The organism is Sphingobacterium deserti (genome assembly GCF_000757725.1).
In the GTDB taxonomy this organism is placed as follows: Bacteria; Bacteroidota; Bacteroidia; order Sphingobacteriales; family Sphingobacteriaceae; genus Sphingobacterium; species Sphingobacterium deserti.
The window spans coordinates 220,273-235,884 of record NZ_JJMU01000002.1 but is presented as its reverse complement, the minus strand read 5'-3'; the positions used below and the strand labels follow the sequence as shown (position 1 = coordinate 235,884).

Annotated in this window: 17 protein-coding genes; 11 read left to right on the top strand and 6 right to left on the bottom strand. The window is 41.5% G+C overall.

Translation table 11 applies throughout. The features are described 5' to 3' along the window. The first annotated feature begins 34 nt into the window (after positions 1 to 34). Positions 35 to 406 carry a hypothetical protein gene (locus DI53_RS01295; RefSeq protein WP_037494450.1) on the top strand — a complete coding sequence of 124 codons (372 nt, stop codon included), beginning with the start codon at positions 35 to 37 and terminating at the stop codon, positions 404 to 406. A 406-nt stretch (positions 407 to 812) separates the two neighbouring features. Next, positions 813 to 1,445: an NAD(P)H-dependent oxidoreductase gene (locus DI53_RS01290; protein WP_037494448.1), complete on the top strand. Its 633-nt coding sequence runs from the start codon at positions 813 to 815 to the stop codon at positions 1,443 to 1,445. Positions 1,446 to 1,550: 105 nt separating this feature from the next. Here the strand turns inward: DI53_RS01290 and DI53_RS01285 are convergent, their stop codons facing one another. Next, positions 1,551 to 3,464, bottom strand: coding sequence for an ABC-F family ATP-binding cassette domain-containing protein (locus DI53_RS01285; RefSeq protein WP_037494446.1), 1,914 nt, complete (start codon positions 3,462 to 3,464; stop codon positions 1,551 to 1,553). A 50-nt stretch (positions 3,465 to 3,514) separates the two neighbouring features. On the opposite strand from DI53_RS01285, the gene DI53_RS01280 reads away from it, so the two are divergent. Then, the gene (locus DI53_RS01280) at positions 3,515 to 4,540 is read left to right on the top strand and encodes a quinone-dependent dihydroorotate dehydrogenase (RefSeq protein ID WP_037494556.1); all 1,026 of its coding nucleotides are present in this window, start codon (positions 3,515 to 3,517) and stop codon (positions 4,538 to 4,540) included. A 347-nt stretch (positions 4,541 to 4,887) separates the two neighbouring features. Next, the gene (locus DI53_RS01275; protein ID WP_157836743.1) at positions 4,888 to 5,445 is read left to right on the top strand and encodes a hypothetical protein; all 558 of its coding nucleotides are present in this window, start codon (positions 4,888 to 4,890) and stop codon (positions 5,443 to 5,445) included. Between the two features lie 2 nt (positions 5,446 to 5,447). On the opposite strand, the gene DI53_RS01270 is transcribed toward DI53_RS01275, so the two are convergent. Both DI53_RS01270 and lysS read right to left on the bottom strand, forming a co-directional pair. Next, a complete protein-coding gene (locus DI53_RS01270) occupies positions 5,448 to 5,762 on the bottom strand; it encodes a hypothetical protein (protein ID WP_037494441.1) in 315 nt (104 codons plus the stop codon). 26 nt (positions 5,763 to 5,788) lie between these two features. Then, positions 5,789 to 7,507 (bottom strand): lysine--tRNA ligase, encoded by a 1,719-nt coding sequence (lysS, locus tag DI53_RS01265; protein ID WP_037494439.1) that lies wholly within the window; start codon positions 7,505 to 7,507, stop codon positions 5,789 to 5,791. Positions 7,508 to 7,845: 338 nt separating this feature from the next. On the opposite strand from lysS, the gene DI53_RS01260 reads away from it, so the two are divergent. The 6 genes from DI53_RS01260 to DI53_RS01235 all read left to right on the top strand — a co-directional run bounded on the left by DI53_RS01260 (position 7,846) and on the right by DI53_RS01235 (position 12,763). Continuing rightward, positions 7,846 to 8,094 carry a type B 50S ribosomal protein L31 gene (locus DI53_RS01260; RefSeq protein WP_037494436.1) on the top strand — a complete coding sequence of 83 codons (249 nt, stop codon included), beginning with the start codon at positions 7,846 to 7,848 and terminating at the stop codon, positions 8,092 to 8,094. Positions 8,095 to 8,171: 77 nt separating this feature from the next. Continuing rightward, entirely contained in the window at positions 8,172 to 9,368 is a 1,197-nt protein-coding gene (locus DI53_RS01255; protein WP_037494434.1) for a putative sugar nucleotidyl transferase, read from the top strand. Positions 9,369 to 9,381: 13 nt separating this feature from the next. After that, positions 9,382 to 10,149, top strand: coding sequence for a triose-phosphate isomerase (tpiA, locus tag DI53_RS01250; RefSeq protein WP_037494431.1), 768 nt, complete (start codon positions 9,382 to 9,384; stop codon positions 10,147 to 10,149). Between the two features lie 2 nt (positions 10,150 to 10,151). Beyond that, the gene (gene prmA, locus DI53_RS01245) at positions 10,152 to 10,994 is read left to right on the top strand and encodes a 50S ribosomal protein L11 methyltransferase (protein WP_037494429.1); all 843 of its coding nucleotides are present in this window, start codon (positions 10,152 to 10,154) and stop codon (positions 10,992 to 10,994) included. Further along, complete coding sequence (locus tag DI53_RS01240) at positions 10,994 to 12,364, top strand: Mur ligase domain-containing protein (RefSeq protein ID WP_037494427.1); 1,371 nt, start codon at positions 10,994 to 10,996, stop codon at positions 12,362 to 12,364. Before prmA ends, DI53_RS01240 begins: the two co-directional genes overlap by 1 nt. A gap of 69 nt (positions 12,365 to 12,433) precedes the next feature. Next, positions 12,434 to 12,763: a helix-turn-helix domain-containing protein gene (locus DI53_RS01235; RefSeq protein ID WP_037494425.1), complete on the top strand. Its 330-nt coding sequence runs from the start codon at positions 12,434 to 12,436 to the stop codon at positions 12,761 to 12,763. Positions 12,764 to 12,864: 101 nt separating this feature from the next. On the opposite strand, the gene DI53_RS20440 is transcribed toward DI53_RS01235, so the two are convergent. From DI53_RS20440 to DI53_RS01225, 3 genes are all read right to left on the bottom strand, one after another. Continuing rightward, complete coding sequence (locus DI53_RS20440) at positions 12,865 to 13,023, bottom strand: hypothetical protein (protein WP_166637745.1); 159 nt, start codon at positions 13,021 to 13,023, stop codon at positions 12,865 to 12,867. 130 nt (positions 13,024 to 13,153) lie between these two features. Beyond that, positions 13,154 to 13,714, bottom strand: a complete 561-nt coding sequence (gene scpB / locus DI53_RS01230) for an SMC-Scp complex subunit ScpB (protein WP_037494423.1) — start codon at positions 13,712 to 13,714, stop codon at positions 13,154 to 13,156. Positions 13,715 to 13,725: 11 nt separating this feature from the next. Further along, a complete protein-coding gene (locus DI53_RS01225; protein WP_037494420.1) occupies positions 13,726 to 14,847 on the bottom strand; it encodes a CofH family radical SAM protein in 1,122 nt (373 codons plus the stop codon). A gap of 307 nt (positions 14,848 to 15,154) precedes the next feature. Between DI53_RS01225 and DI53_RS01220 the strand changes: the two genes are divergently transcribed. Then, positions 15,155 to 15,592: an SRPBCC family protein gene (locus DI53_RS01220; RefSeq protein ID WP_037494554.1), complete on the top strand. Its 438-nt coding sequence runs from the start codon at positions 15,155 to 15,157 to the stop codon at positions 15,590 to 15,592. Positions 15,593 to 15,612 lie beyond the last annotated feature (20 nt).

Genomic DNA, 15,612 nt, shown 5'->3' with positions numbered 1-15,612 from the left:
AGCGATTGTAAACGATTAAAACGGGTAATGAATTATGGAAAAGAAATTTTGCTTAGCGTGTAGTGCGCTTATCCGCGGAAGGTCAGACAAAAGGTTTTGTGACGATGGCTGTAGAAATGCACATAATAACAAGATAAATAGCGCACCTAACAATTTTGTTCGACATATTAATACAACTCTTAGAAGAAATAGACGGATACTGGAGGGTCTTCTAGGGAATGAAAAAATTCTTAAAATTTCACGTGAAAATTTATTGAAGACCGGCTTAGATATGGATTACTTTACCAACCAGCTTTGCAATGCAAAAGGTCAGGTGTATTTCTTTGTCTATGAATTTGGCTATTTATCTATCGAGCGAGACCACTTTTTACTCGTCAGACAGCAACTGCCGCTTTCCGTCTCCTAGACGCATCACAGCCCTGAATTTCTTCGATGGATTTGACATGTACTCCGTCCGGCAAATTATCTGGCAACGGGAAGGTGAAAAATTGTGCCATGGCGTTCGCGATGTTAGAAAAGATCAGCTTTTCCAGCTTACACGATTAAAACAATAAAGCAATATGATGCTGGGGAAAAATTACTTTGGCAATATGGGTTTAGCTATTTATTTTCGATAGCTGACTGGTTTATTTTTTATTGCGTGCTGAAACACGGATAGCTTATATGAGTCATGTGGATGTCGTTTTTAACAGAACTGCATTATTTTAATTGACCTAATTATATTTTCTCGTGATCTTTGCGCGCGACACGGTTTGTAGGATCTTTACAGAGCAGACACGTATCGCACTATTGGAAAATTAAAATTAATAGAAATGACATTGATAGATGGTTTAAATTGGAGACATGCAACCAAGGCTTACGATACGACAAAAAAAGTAAGTCAGGAAGATTTAAATAAGATAGTCGAGGCTGCAAGGCTTGCTCCAAGCTCTTCAGGGTTACAACCTTTTCGTTTGGCAGTGATAGCAGATCAGGGAATAAAAAATCAGTTGGCAGAAGGAGCTTTTAATCCGGAGTGTATGCGGGAGTGTTCGCATGTGTTGGTATTTGCCGCCTGGGATGAATATACGGAAGAGCGTATTGATACAATATATAATAAAACGACGGACGAGCGGGATATGCCCCGTGGTAGGTTTGATCGTTACACAGACATGATCAAGAATATGTACGCGCAGCAAACTAGCGAAGAGCATTTTACGCATGCGGCTAAGCAGGCGTATATTGCTTTCGGTCTTGCGCTCGCGCAAGCCGCCGAATTGCGTATAGACTCTACGCCAGCTGAAGGATTTGACAACGAAGTCGTAGACAACGTACTGCAACTAAAAGAAAAAGGATTGCGTAGTGTGCTGGTTCTGTATCTGGGCTATCGGGATGAAGAGCGAGATTGGCTGGCGCCGATGAAGAAGGTGCGTAACGACATAGCAGATTTTGTATTAACCTATTAAACTAAGAGGGAGCAATTGCTCCCCCTTGTTTTTTAAAGCTCTAAATGATTATTCTTAGCGAGTTAGACAGCAATTATCAACAACAATGTATTTCCCGCGGAATTGCTAGCCTTCGAGCTCCATTATCTCTTCTGCTAATGTTTCCCATTGCTGCTGGAATTTTTCCAATGTAGCTTTATCAGAGTTATACGCCCTTGTTACCTCTTGAAGTTTGTTTGCATCGGAGTACACTTCCTCTTTGGCGAGTTGAGATTCCAAATCCTTTACGCGTAAGGTGCTGTCACCGATCTTTTGCTCTAAACCCGACAATTCTTTATGCTTACGCTGAAGTACACGATTTTTGTCGTCTTCCAGTGGCGCTTTCTCTTTTTTAGGTTCTTCCTTTACCGTTTTTTTCTCCGGTTTAGCATCGGGTTTTACTACCCGTTTGGCATTCCATAGTTCGTATTCTTCGTAAGTGCCTGGATACTCTTTTATCTCTTTATCTTCAATAAACCAAATTTTGTTCGCCACGTGGTCCAGGAAATATCGATCATGGGACACGACGATCAAGGTACCTTCATATTGTTGAAGCGCTTGGATAAGAATATTTACGGATGCCATATCCAAGTGATTGGTAGGCTCATCCAGCACCAAGAAGTTCGCATCAGCGGTCAACGCTTTCGCAAGTGCTACCCGAGATTTCTCACCACCAGAAAGCACTTTGATTTTTTTAAACACATCATCGCCCGTAAATAAGAAACAGCCTAAGATAGAACGAAGTTCCGTTTCCGTATGCTTTGGCGCAAACGCAACTAATTCCTGTAACAGATTGTTTTCCAGGTGCAGCGCTTCGAGCTGATGCTGAGCAAAAAATGTTTGCGATACGTTGTGGCCTTTCGTGCTGCTACCTTTGTAGTCGTGGTCGGCATCTGCCACAATGCGTAACAAGGTAGACTTTCCCTTTCCGTTAGCTCCGATGAGAGCGATCTTATCGCCTTTTTCAATGATAGCACCCGTATCTTCCAAGATGTCAAGGTTGGGATACGATTTGGAGAGGTGTTCCAACGTAACTACATGCCTGCCGGATGGCTTAGAGAACTTGAAGCTGAAATTTACCGATGGGTTATCGTCATCTACATCATCTATCTTTTCCATACGGTCTAACGCTTTGATACGTGACTGTACCATTTTTGCTTTGCTGGCTTTCGCGCGGAAACGCTCAATTAGCTTTTCTTCTTGCTTTATTTTTGCTTGCTGATTCTTAAACTGGTTGCCCTGAATCTCTTCCCGCAGTGATTTCTCTTCAAGATAAAAAGAATAGTTTCCTGCGTAAACAGTCAATTTTCCCTTACGCGATTCCACTGTTTTATTGATGATACGATCAAGAAAATAGCGGTCATGCGATACGATGACAATTGCGCCTTCAAACGCCTGTAGGTAATTTTCAAGCCATTTGATGGAAGGAAGATCCAAGTGATTCGTAGGCTCATCCAAAAGTAAGATATCAGGCGTTTGCAAGAGGATGCGTGCCAGCATAACGCGCATACGCCAACCTCCCGAAAAGGTGGCGAGAGGCCGTTGCTGCTCTTCTTCCGAGAAGCCAAGGCCTGCTAAAATTTCATGCGCACGAAATTCGATACTATAGCCATCTAGCGCTTCAAACTCCATCTGTTTGTCGCTTAATTTGTTGAGAATGTCGTCTGAATAATCGGTTTCTAATTTTTGTAGAAGTACTTCAATCTCTCCATGCAGCTGGTTTTGACGTTCAAATGCTTCCATGGCTACATGGACAATACTTTTATCGGAATGGTAGGATAGCAGATCTTGGTTAAGGTAGCCGATCTTCAGATCTTTTGCCATGGAAATGCTTCCCGAAGTAGGAGAATAGTCACCTACGATTAATTTGAGCAATGTGGATTTTCCGGCGCCATTTGCCCCGATCAAGCCCGCTTTGTCTCCTGGTTTTATATGCCAATTAGCGTCGTCGTACAATGCACGTGACCCAATCTCGAATGTTAAATTGTTAATTGATATCATTTGCTACAAAAGTAATGAATATTTCTGCTTCTTTGGCTACCTTTGCAGATATGTACAAACTAGTCAAACCTTTGTTCTTTTCCATGAATCCGGAGATGGCTCACCATCAAGTAACCGGCGGCTTGCGTAAATTCAATAAAATTTGGGGCTCAAAACAAGTACTGAAAGCGCTCTACAGTGTTGAGGACAAGCGGCTGGAACGTGAAGTGTTTGGTTTGACATTTAAAAATCCTGTAGGCCTCGCCGCTGGCTTTGACAAAAATGCAGAATACATCGAGGAGATGGCGTCTTTGGGCTTCGGGTTTATAGAAATTGGTACCGTTACGCCACGTCCACAGCCTGGTAATGATAAGCCTCGGATGTTTAGGCTGGTTTCCGATGAAGCGCTCATCAACCGTATGGGATTTAACAACCAAGGTGCTGATGTGGCGGCTGGTCGTTTAAAGAAGCTGGCTAACCGGAAGGATTTAATTATTGGTGGAAATATTGGCAAAAACAAGATGACACCCAATGAAGATGCGGTTCAGGACTACATCTATTGCTTTCGCGCACTTTTTGACTATGTAGATTATTTCGTTGTAAATGTAAGTTCTCCAAACACGCCGGGACTTCGTGATTTGCAAGAAAAAGAGCCCTTGAAAAACATACTCAACACACTTCAGCAACTGAATAGGGAGAGGGAGCATCCGAAGCCCATTTTGCTGAAGATAGCGCCAGACCTTAGCAACTCGCAACTAGACGATATCGTTGAAATTGTAGCAGAAACGCAAATAGCAGGCGTCATCGCAACCAATACAACAATTTCTCGCGACGGCTTACAAAGTGAAGCAACGCTTGTTAACGAGATGGGGGGGGTGAGTGGTAAGCCATTAACAAAACGCTCGACGGAAGTTATCAAATATTTGGCAGATCGTTCCAATCGCTCATTTCCAATTATTGGCGTAGGTGGCATACATTCCGCCGAAGATGCAATTGAAAAGTTAAACGCAGGCGCTAGTCTTATTCAGCTATACACGGGCTTTATTTACGAAGGCCCAGCTTTGGTCAGCAAAATATGTAAGGGGTTGCTGCGATAACTTTTTCATCCCTTGATAACTGTTTAGCGAGCGCTTGGCGAAATTAGGCCATTTAATGGTATGTGCTCTAGGCCTTTGATTCTTGCCCTGCCTAACGATTGTAAATGAAAGGCTTCAACTAACCGTGTCCTTACGGTCCGTTTCTTTATACGCGAAGTAGTAGTATACTGTTTTCTATCCCGTAGGATGAGACAAATCCTTAATGCTGTGGAAATTGTACTGCCTTATTGTGAAAAAAACCGATATTTTTTTGTTTAAATGCTTAGTTTAGTTGTAAACTAATTCATGTACCGATGATTGCTTAGCATGCAAATCGCAGATCACATAGCAGAGACTTATCTATGAGAATGATGTTTTTTTCTACGATTATCTACTTCATGGTTGCTTCATATCCGATCGCGAACGTATCAACAGTGAACATCAGCTTGGACACAACGGCTATTGATACGCTACGTATCGAGCCGGTAGAGGTACACGGCTCTGCTGCAAAATTTGCAGATTTAGCATTGTTGGAAGCTGATTACCGTAAATTGTTAGCGAAGAATATGAATACAAATTTTTTATCTGGCGTCGTAATAACGCCAGTTTCTATCGGTCTATCGTTTGACATTTCCTCCCTCTACAGTAAGCTCTCCAAATCGGGGAAGAGCGAGTCTAGACGATTTAATTGGTTAAAGGTGGAAATTTTGGAACGAAAGCTTGATGACTTGTGGTTTTCAATGACCAACAGGTATAGTAGCCTAGATAGCATAAATATAAAGTACTATCAGATTTATTATAGACCTGGAGCAAGTGAATTTCTAACATTATCAGAGGCTGAACAACTTAATTATTTAATCTTCACTTTGAAAAATTACAAAGATTCCGTCAATATAATCAAAGAAATCGTATCATTACCCCAATAAGATTACTCGCTCAGTGCTATGTAAAAATTGTCGATGTTTATAAGATTCACGGCCACTGGGTCTGCGGTATCTATACTTTCGGTAAGCTGCTTGTAGGCTTCAAAGCTTTGACGTTTAAGCATGCTTGACCAAAAAAAGACGATAGTGTATCCGTCCACAGCAGTTTTAATATCATAAATGTTGCTTAAAGCTTGTAAGTGGGGGCTATTTTTATGAAATGTGAACGCTGGTACGGGTGGAAATACATCAAACTCGCCGTTATAATTCCAGTTTAAATTACCCATAAAAAAGCGACCAAACTTACGTTTGATCGCCACTGTTATGGTTTGTTTTAGATAGGTGATTAATCAAACCAAGTTAAGACGTCATCTTTGCTAGGCATAGCGACGTCAAGTTTCATCTTTTTGCGTAATCCGCCCAGATCATTAAATACTTTATTTGGATTGGCTTCTTTTAGCAACTCAATGGTTGTCAAGCCCATTTTCTGCAATACAGGAACCCATTCGGCAGGTACTCCTTCGGCTACGAAATCCTCAACAGATGCTACTTTCGCCAGCTTCTCCGGACGCATTTGCGGGAAGAACAGCACTTCCTGTATCGAAGCGTTGTTCGTTAAGAACATAATCAATCGATCCATGCCTATACCCAAGCCGGAAGTAGGAGGCATCCCATACTCCAGCGCGCGTAGGAAATCCTGATCAATAAACATCGCTTCGTCATCACCTTTTTCGGACAAACGCAACTGGTCTTCAAAACGTTCGCGTTGATCAATTGGGTCATTCAGCTCCGAGTACGCATTAGCAATCTCCTTACCGCATACCATGAGCTCGAAACGCTCCGTAAGTTCTGGATTGTCTCTGTGCTTTTTGGTCAATGGAGACATTTCGATAGGATAGTCTGTAATAAACGTGGGCTGTATATAGTTTCCCTCGCATTTCTCGCCAAAGATCTCATCTATTAACTTGCCTTTTCCCATAGTCTCGTTCACGTCGATGCCCATGCCTTTTGCAGCGGTGCGAATTTCATCTTCTGTTTTCCCTATGATATCAAAACCGGTGAAATCCAAAATGGATTGTGCCATGGTTACACGTTTGTAAGGCGCCTTGAAATCTATAGCATGTTCGCCAAAGGTAGCTTGGGTGGTGCCGTTCACGGATAGCGCACAGTGCTCTAGCAAGCGTTCCGTGAAATTCATCATCCAGTTGTAGTCTTTATAGGCTACGTAAATTTCCATGGCCGTAAACTCCGGGTTGTGGGTTCTGTCCATACCCTCATTACGGAAGTTTTTAGAGAATTCATATACGCCATCAAATCCGCCAACGATGAGTCTTTTTAAATACAGTTCATTAGCGATACGAAGGTAGAGCGGGATATCGAGCGCGTTATGATGCGTAGTGAAAGGCCGTGCTGTTGCACCTCCAGGAATAGATTGCAGGATCGGTGTTTCTACCTCCATGTACCCAGCATCATTGAAAAAATCGCGCATTGCAGTGAACAACTTCGTGCGCTTAATAAAAATATCGCGGTTTTGCGGATTGACGATAAGATCGACGTAGCGCATGCGGTAGCGCTGCTCCGGATCTGTAAATGCGTCATAGGTTTTACCTTCAGCTTCTTTCACGATAGGAAGTGGGCGCAGGGATTTCGTTAAAATAGTTAGTTTTTCAACATGAATCGATATCTCGCCCGTTTGCGTTGTAAAAACATAGCCATCAACACCAACTATATCTCCGATGTCTAAAAGCTTTTTAAATACCGTATTATAAAGTGTTTTATCTTCGCCGGGGCAAAGATCATCACGTTTAACATAGGCTTGCACGCGACCGGTGGAATCTTGAAGTTCCATAAAAGAGGCGCTACCCATTACGCGGCGGCTCATGATGCGGCCGGCTAAGCGAATGCTCTTATAATTTAATTTATCTCTGTCGTAATTTTCTAAGATGTCGGCTGCAGACGCATTGACTTCAAATTCTTCCGCTGGATAAGGATTAATTCCTAGATCGAGTATGGCTTGAAGATTCAGTCGACGCTGTTGTTCCTGTTCGGATAATACAGTACTCATGTATTAATATTTAAAGTGCTAGATAAGAACGCAAAAATAATAAAAAAAGCCAATTTTGCACGCGGGCGTCCAAAAAAAGCCATACGGCCGGCAGTTTCCGAAAGGGCGCTCTATACGTTTTGAAAAGGCTTTTCTCCAGTTTTATCGCATTTTTTTAAAATCACCCTGGTACCTGCTATTACAAACTGTATAATAAAAATGCTAACTTTGTATCGTTTCGAACATCGTGCTGTGCAACTAAAAAATATCACAATTGAGGTGATTATTATTTTGGTTTTTCTGAAAATATAAATTATCTTTGCACCTCGATTGTTGAATATACGTAATCATAAGATAAAATGAAAAAAGATTTGCATCCATCAAACTACAGATTCGTAGTTTTTAAAGATATGTCTAATGACTATGCTTTCTTGACAAAATCATGTGTCGACACTAAAGAGTCAATTACTTGGGAAGATGGTAATGAGTATCCATTAGTAAAATTAGAGATCTCTCATACATCACACCCGTTCTACACAGGTAAAATGAAATTGGTTGATACAGCAGGTCGTATTGACAAATTCCGTAGCCGTTACAACAAGAAGTAATTCGCTTCACAGGCAAAACAACTTTGTCCCGATAAGTTCGCTTATCGGGATTTTTTTATGTAATTTTATCGTCAACTATGTTGGAAGTTGTATTACATGATCGCGCTGCATGGCGGGAACATTTGCTGCCTTTGGTTTACACGCGCCCGGTGAGTGATCTTCGTGTTGGTATTCTTACACTGTGCGAGAAATGGAAACTTAGGCTTTCAAAATCCATCTCTTTTTATACATCTCCCTACCTTCAAAAAAAATTTCCAGCAGCGCCTTTTGCGCATCTTTACCTCGTGATTCGTGGTAATGTACTTCCATCGGAATCCTTGGTCCGCGTAATGGAAGAAATGCCTTCGCAGAGTGTTCTTCTAAATAATGGGCAATGGATTGCTTACAAAGTTGATCATTGGACGGATGAGCCTGACCTTTCCACGTTAAGCCCTATAATTTTCACCGGTGAAATTGCTCGCGTTTGTTTTTTGGAAGATATTTATAAGCTAAATGCTGCCGAGTTGGAAGCAGACTATTCCTTACTTAGTAAAGGCAGAAATTCTGCTGTTTTAGATGATTCAAATCGGGTACTTGGTGATCAAATTTTTGTAGGAACGGATGTGCAGTCGCTTTGTAGCACCTTTAATGCTCAAAGTGGACCAATTTATATCGGTGATGGAGCAATTATCGAAGAGGGGTGCTTTTTGCGAGGGCCTATAGCGATTTGCGCCGGTGCTCGCGTCAAGATGGGTAGCCGTTTATATCCGAATGTGACGATAGGTCCCCACGCTACGATCGCTGGCGAAGTAAATAATAGCGTGCTTTGGGGAAATTGCGCAAAAGGTCACGATGGTTATCTCGGTTGTTCGGTTATTGGTGAAGGCTGTAACATAGGTGCGGGCAGCAGTAACTCCAACCTGCAAAATAATTGGGGGAATGTCTCGGTTTACGATTATCGTAATGCCAGCTATCGCGATACGCAGGCGGCTAAAGTAGGTACCTTCATCGGGGATTATGCCAGCTGTGGTATCAATTCCTCAATCACCACAGGCAATATTATAGGCGTAGGAGCACAGGTTGCAATGTCAAATATTATTCCCAAATTTGTGGCTGACTTTTGCTGGATGACTGATAGAAAAAAGGAAGTCTATCGTTGGCATAAATTTGAACGTATGTTGCGCGATAGATCCGTGATAAAAAAAGAACATCTGGCGGATCTGGACGTTCAGATATTGGGCGAGGTATATCGCCAGAGCGAGTTACACAGACAGAAATATTTAGAAACAGAATAAAATAGATAGTATTATGCGTAAAAACATTGTAGCAGGAAACTGGAAAATGAATCTTGACTATGAGAAAGGCTTAAGTCTTTTTTCAGAAATTGTTAACATGGTGAAAGATGAAGTTGTGGGCAACCAAGAGGTTGTCGTTTGCAGCCCCGCCATTCATTTATACAGTATCGGTAAACTGGCTTCGCCGGTAAGCAATGTCGCCATTGGCGCACAAAATATTCACCAAGCTGAGTCCGGTGCATATACGGGCGAAATATCAGCAAATCAGGTTAAATCGGTCGGTGCTAGCTACGTAATTCTTGGCCACTCCGAGCGCAGGGCTTACTTTGGTGAAACAGAAGCATTGTTGGCAGAGAAAGTAAATGCGGCACTTCAACATGGTTTAGCACCTATTTTCTGTATAGGTGAAACCAAAGACGAACGCGAAAGCGGTAAGTTTTTCGATGTTATCAAAGCGCAATTAGAAGGAGGGGTTTTCCATCTATCGGCAGAGGAATTCGCGAAAGTGGTGCTTGCCTATGAGCCTGTTTGGGCTATCGGAACAGGTTTGACAGCTTCACCTGAACAAGCGCAGGAGGTGCATGCCTTCATTCGCGAGCGTGTATCTGCTCAATATGGCAAAGAGATTGCAGACAATACCACGATTCTATATGGTGGTAGTTGTAACCCCGGCAATGCTAAAGATCTTTTCTCACAAAACGACATCGATGGCGGTTTGATTGGCGGTGCTTCATTGAAGTCTCGTGATTTTCTGGATATCGTGAAGGTGTTTAACGACTAACAATGAGATACTCATCCGTCATTTTTACCTCGTCCAATATGGAAGATTGGCAGAAGGATTTGTTAATTTCCTCCCTGGCCGAGATTGGCTATGACACTTTTGAAGATATTGATCAAGGTTTTGCGGCCTATATTCCTGCCGCAAATCTTGATATTCAGGCATTGGAAACGTTGCTATTAGCCGAGACTGAAGGTTTCGAGGTCGCGTATACGGTGGAGGACGTGGAAGACAAAAACTGGAATACGCTTTGGGAAAGCAATTTCAACGCCATCGTTGTAGATGATTCTTGCTATGTTCGAGCTACATTCCACGAACCGCGACCTGACATGCCCTACGAAATTGTTATTGATCCAAAGATGTCATTCGGCACAGGACATCATCAGACGACGTCTATGATGTTATCTTACATCTTGGAGAACGAGTTTGCACATAAAGACGTGTTGGATATGGGTTGTGGAACAGGCATTTTAGCAATTTTGGCCGTTAAACGCGGTGCTAAAAGCGTATTGGCCGTGGATTATGACGATGTATGTGTAGCTAGTGTTGAGGAGAACAAACTGCTAAATGATACGCCGATAATTACGTCGGAACTAGGGTCTAAAGAAGTGCTAGAAGGCCGGCTATTTGACGTTGTCTTAGCAAATATCAACCGTAATATATTGTTAGATCAGTTAGATCAATACAGTAAAAGTACACGCGTTGGGGGCGTGCTTTACATGAGTGGTTTCTATGCGGTGGATGATTTAGTGATCCTCCGTGAAAAAGCCGAATCCGTTGGATTTACCTATGAAAGTATGAAGGTGCTTGATACATGGTGTTCGGCGAAGTTTAATAAAATTAAATAATGCGCATTCATTTTATTGCCATCGGTGGTGCTGTGATGCATAATTTAGCTATGTCCTTAGCTGAACAGGGTCATCAAGTTACTGGGTCTGACGATCAAATTGTTGAGCCATCGCGATCGAGGCTGAAAAGGGCAGGGCTATTGCCCGCAAAAGTGGGCTGGTTTCCGGAAACTATTACAGAAGATATTGACGCTGTTATCTTGGGTATGCATGCCGAAGTCAATAATCCAGAGCTTTTACGCGCACAAGAGCTGAATATCAAAATTTATTCTTTTCCGGAATTTATCTATGAACAGAGCGTCAACAAAACGCGCGTAGTAATTGCAGGCACCTATGGCAAGACCACCATCATGAGTATGGTGATGCATGTTCTGAAAAAGTTGGGTAAAGATTTTGATTATTTGGTAGGAGCGCAATTGGAAGGTTTCGATTCATTGGTGAAACTCACAGCGCATAATAAGATTATCTTATTAGAAGGTGATGAATATTATGCATCGCCAATTGATCATCAATCAAAGTTTCATCTTTTCCACCCGAATATTGCTTTGATAAGTGGAGTTGATTGGAATGCTAGCCGTACAAATATTAGCCGTGACGATTATTTCCAGCAATTTGAGACATTTATCGACACGATTGTAAAGAAAGGTACATTGATTTATAATAAGGATAATGAGCATCTTCGAGAAATCGTAGAAGAAACGTCAGACTGCAAAATTAACCGACATGGCTACCGGATGCCGGACTATTCCATCAATAAGGGAATTACTTATTTGCATTTGGGGGAGGAGCGTATACCGTTACAAGTTTTTGGTAAATTAAATCTATCTAACATTGCTGGCGCCTATACTGTGTGTGAATGGCTGGGCGTGAAGCGACTTGAATTTTACGATGCAATTCGTGACTTTAAAAGTTCTATACGCTATCTTGAGTTTGTTGCGAGCGACAATGAGCGCGTGGTTTATCAGGACTTTAATTATTCTTCGTATAAGCTGCAAACGAGTATCCATGCCGTAAAAGAGCAATTTCCGGATCAAGGATTGGTGACGATCATTGAAATGAATCCTTACGATATCTCTAATGCCGGTTTTCTGGATCAGTACCGCTCCTCGATGGATGAGTCTGACTATGCTGTTGTTCTTGTCAACAAGGACGCGATTAAGGATAAAAATATATTAATAAGTAATTTGGAAGCCGAGATTAAGCAAGTTTTTAATCATAAAAACTTCACCTTTTTGAAAGACGTTTCTTCCTTGGAAAAATACCTAGAGGGCTTCAAATCCTTAGGTTTTAATCTATTATTTATGATATCTCCTAATCATAATTCAATCAATGTTGTAGGATTTGCGGACAAATTTTTTAAAAATTATTAATTATTTTTTTTCTTAGTTTTTCTTTAATATTTTTTTTATTACTTTTGGAATAAGAAAAACAATTTACCCATGAATGCATTAGGAAAAAAAATTCGTCTACTGAGACATCAAAAAGGTTGGAGCCAAGAGGACGTGGCAAAACGTTTGGACATTTCGATCCCAGCTTTTTCGAAAATTGAAACAGGGATCACTGATGTGAATCTTTCTAGATTAAATCAGATCTCGAAACTTTTCGGCCTTTCTCTTGTCCAGTTGCTATCCACTACTGATTCTGAAGAGGAAAAACAAATCCAAGATGAAATCAACGTATTGAGCAAGAAACTTCAGTCAAGGGATAGCGAAGTTATTGATTTGCAGAAAAAGGTGATTGATTTGTACGAACAATTACACAAAAAATAGTCTGCATCAAACGAATTCATGCAAAAGGCAGCGTAAAATTATTGACGCTGCCTTTTTTGTTTTTCTAATTTTGTCCGGTTGATTCTAATAGCTTACTTCGGTTAAAAATCGTCATCATCAAAATCATCAAGATCTCCGATAGAATCGATCTCATTTAGTTCGAAATCGTCATCATCATAGACATCATCTGCATCATCCTCTGGACCGTTAAAGTTGATGATCTCATCAACCAAAACTTCTTGTTCTGCCACTTGCATCATAGTCTTTGTGTGTTAAAAATGATAAATCTTCTGTTTGTTACCAAGCGTAAAAATAGGTAAGAAAAGTCGTACTTAAAATTTTTTTTAATTTTTTAGACCTTGTCAGTCAGGTGTTTAAGTTTTTGAGTAGCTAGTCTATCGCCTCACCAATGCTATTTGCTTCGGCTACGATATCTTTTAGTTGTGGAAGATCTTTTGCCGAATTAATTCCGAAATGCTGCATAAACTGATCACTGGTGGCGTACAGCAGCGGTTTCCCAATAGTAGTTGCCTTGCCGGCTATCTGAATTAACTTTTTCTCTAAAAGCCGTTGTATAGAGTAATCGCAATTAACACCCCGAATCTGCTCTACTTCTAATTTCGTTATTGGCTGTTGATAAGCAATAATAGCGAGGGTTTCCAAAGCCGATTGACTTAATTTTTTTCTGTCTTTATGGGCTTGCAGCTGATTGATCGCTTCATGGTATCTTTCTTTGGTGAGAAACTGGTATTGGCCACTAATTTCCCTCAAGTCAAAAATCTGATCTTCTCGGGCATATTTCTCCTGTACTTTTTTTACAAGCTCAACCACTTCTTGCTTGTTAATCTCTATCACCAGGGCATCTTGCAAGATTTGTTTGATCTCATTCGCACCAATACCTTCTTCCGCGGCGAAAATAACGGCTTCTATATTTAATAGGATATCTTCCAAGGTGAAGTTCTTTAATAGTTAATGATCTGTTCCTCCATGCTAGGGAGCTCCCTAAACTCATATTTTTGTGTGCGAAGCTGCGGCTCGAAGCCGGCTTCCAAAATAGCATCCTGAATAGATTTAGACGTAAAACGATGGGGGGCACCTGCTGCGGAAACAACATTTTCCTCAATCATGATCGATCCGAAGTCGTTTGCGCCCGCATGTAAACACAATTGTGCCGTACGTTTTCCTACTGTAAGCCAAGATGCCTGAATATTTTTAACGTTGGGCAACATGATGCGGCTAAGCGCGATCATCCGAATATATTCTTCACCGGTAACATCGTTCGTAATGCCCCGTAAACGTTTCAATAGCGTGCCATCATCTTGAAATGGCCAAGGAATGAAGGCGATGAAACCGTGAGCTTCAGCGGGCTTTTCCTGTTGAACCTCACGTATCCAGACTAAGTGCTCAAAGCGCTCTTCAATCGTCTCGATATGGCCAAACATCATAGTTGCAGAGGTAGGGAGATTTATTTTATGTGCAGCACGCATGACATCCAACCATTCCTGCCCGCCACACTTGCCCTTCGAAATGAGACGGCGTACACGGTCATTGAGGATTTCTGCACCAGCGCCGGGAAGTGAATCTAGACCAGCTTCTTTCATAGCACTTAGTACTTCGATATGGCTCATGCCTTCCAGCTTGGCTACGTGAGCAATTTCGGGCGGCCCTAGTGAATGTAATTTTAAAGCCGGGTAAAGGTCTTTAAGCTGTTTAAATAATGTCGTGTAGAAAGATAATCCAAGATCTGGATGGTGGCCACCTTGTAATAGGAGCTGATCGCCGCCGTAGCGAAAAGTTTCTTCGATTTTTTGTTTGTATGTTTCAATATCCGTAATGTAGCTCTCATCATGCCCCGGTCGACGGAAAAAATTACAAAATTTGCAGTTGGCAATACATACGTTCGTGGTATTCACATTACGGTCAATTTGCCAAGTCACCTTACCATGCGGCACCTGCTTCTTACGGAGTTCGTTGGCAACATAGCTTAGATCCGATGTAGCCGCGTGGTAATAAAGATGCATTCCTTCCTCTTTGGTTAAGAACTCAAAGTTCAATGCACGGCTCAATAGTTTATCTACATTCATTGCTAACAAAGATACATAGGATTTTCTGTAGTGTGAAATGTTTCCCGGCAAGCTGATTTTCGATTGCTGTAAAACATCATCGATGTATGCAATCAGTCAGTCACTAGAGCTAGTGAAAACCCTTTGGAAAAGGCATGGAAAGTTCTTAAAGTTAAATAGACCGCCCGATTAATGGCTTAACAATAACAGTAACTTTTTGTTAGATCATGATAGTGGTAAAGTGAAAATTTACGCGATCTTTTTTCTCGAACATGTGAAACTATTTGTTCGCAATTTTTGTTATATTTATTGAAAAACAATGGAGGTTATGAAAGAACTTGCCCCAATCTTAGTTGAACGTACTTATGCTGCTAGTCCAAGTCAGGTATGGGAAGCCCTTACCGATAAAAACAAGCTTGCGTTGTGGTATTTTGAGATACCTGATTTTGAACTAAAAAAGGGTGCTCAGTTTGATTTCTACGAATCAAAAGGCGTCAACCGGTATCATTACCGAATCAACGTCTTAGATTTCAGACCGAATGAATTATTGCAGTATGCTTGGCGCCATCCTGACGAAAGCGAGGGAACTTCTATCGTAACATGGTATTTGACACCCCGCGGCAATGCTACCGCTGTTCGTGTTATTCATGAAGGCACCGAAAACTTTGGTGATGCTGGTGCATTATTAGAGCGCGTCAAGTATGAGAGAGGCTGGAATAACATCTTAGGTACCTCTTTGGCAAATTTTTTAGAAGACAACAACTGATTGAAATGGAATTAATACAT

What these genes read in the sequence shown, in the direction of transcription:
- DI53_RS01220 (WP_037494554.1), top strand. Translation starts at nt 15,155, where the DNA reads ATGAAAGAACTTGCCCCAATCTTAGTTGAACGTACTTATGCTGCTAGT.
- DI53_RS01260 (WP_037494436.1), top strand. Translation starts at nt 7,846, where the DNA reads ATGAAAAAAGATTTGCATCCATCAAACTACAGATTCGTAGTTTTTAAA.
- DI53_RS01255 (WP_037494434.1), top strand. Translation starts at nt 8,172, where the DNA reads ATGTTGGAAGTTGTATTACATGATCGCGCTGCATGGCGGGAACATTTG.
- DI53_RS01235 (WP_037494425.1), top strand. Translation starts at nt 12,434, where the DNA reads ATGAATGCATTAGGAAAAAAAATTCGTCTACTGAGACATCAAAAAGGT.
- DI53_RS01285 (WP_037494446.1), bottom strand. Translation starts at nt 3,464, where the DNA reads ATGATATCAATTAACAATTTAACATTCGAGATTGGGTCACGTGCATTG.
- DI53_RS01290 (WP_037494448.1), top strand. Translation starts at nt 813, where the DNA reads ATGACATTGATAGATGGTTTAAATTGGAGACATGCAACCAAGGCTTAC.
- DI53_RS01240 (WP_037494427.1), top strand. Translation starts at nt 10,994, where the DNA reads ATGCGCATTCATTTTATTGCCATCGGTGGTGCTGTGATGCATAATTTA.
- tpiA (WP_037494431.1), top strand. Translation starts at nt 9,382, where the DNA reads ATGCGTAAAAACATTGTAGCAGGAAACTGGAAAATGAATCTTGACTAT.
- DI53_RS01275 (WP_157836743.1), top strand. Translation starts at nt 4,888, where the DNA reads ATGATGTTTTTTTCTACGATTATCTACTTCATGGTTGCTTCATATCCG.
- DI53_RS20440 (WP_166637745.1), bottom strand. Translation starts at nt 13,023, where the DNA reads ATGATGCAAGTGGCAGAACAAGAAGTTTTGGTTGATGAGATCATCAAC.
- prmA (WP_037494429.1), top strand. Translation starts at nt 10,152, where the DNA reads ATGAGATACTCATCCGTCATTTTTACCTCGTCCAATATGGAAGATTGG.
- DI53_RS01280 (WP_037494556.1), top strand. Translation starts at nt 3,515, where the DNA reads ATGTACAAACTAGTCAAACCTTTGTTCTTTTCCATGAATCCGGAGATG.
- lysS (WP_037494439.1), bottom strand. Translation starts at nt 7,507, where the DNA reads ATGAGTACTGTATTATCCGAACAGGAACAACAGCGTCGACTGAATCTT.
- DI53_RS01295 (WP_037494450.1), top strand. Translation starts at nt 35, where the DNA reads ATGGAAAAGAAATTTTGCTTAGCGTGTAGTGCGCTTATCCGCGGAAGG.
- DI53_RS01225 (WP_037494420.1), bottom strand. Translation starts at nt 14,847, where the DNA reads ATGAATGTAGATAAACTATTGAGCCGTGCATTGAACTTTGAGTTCTTA.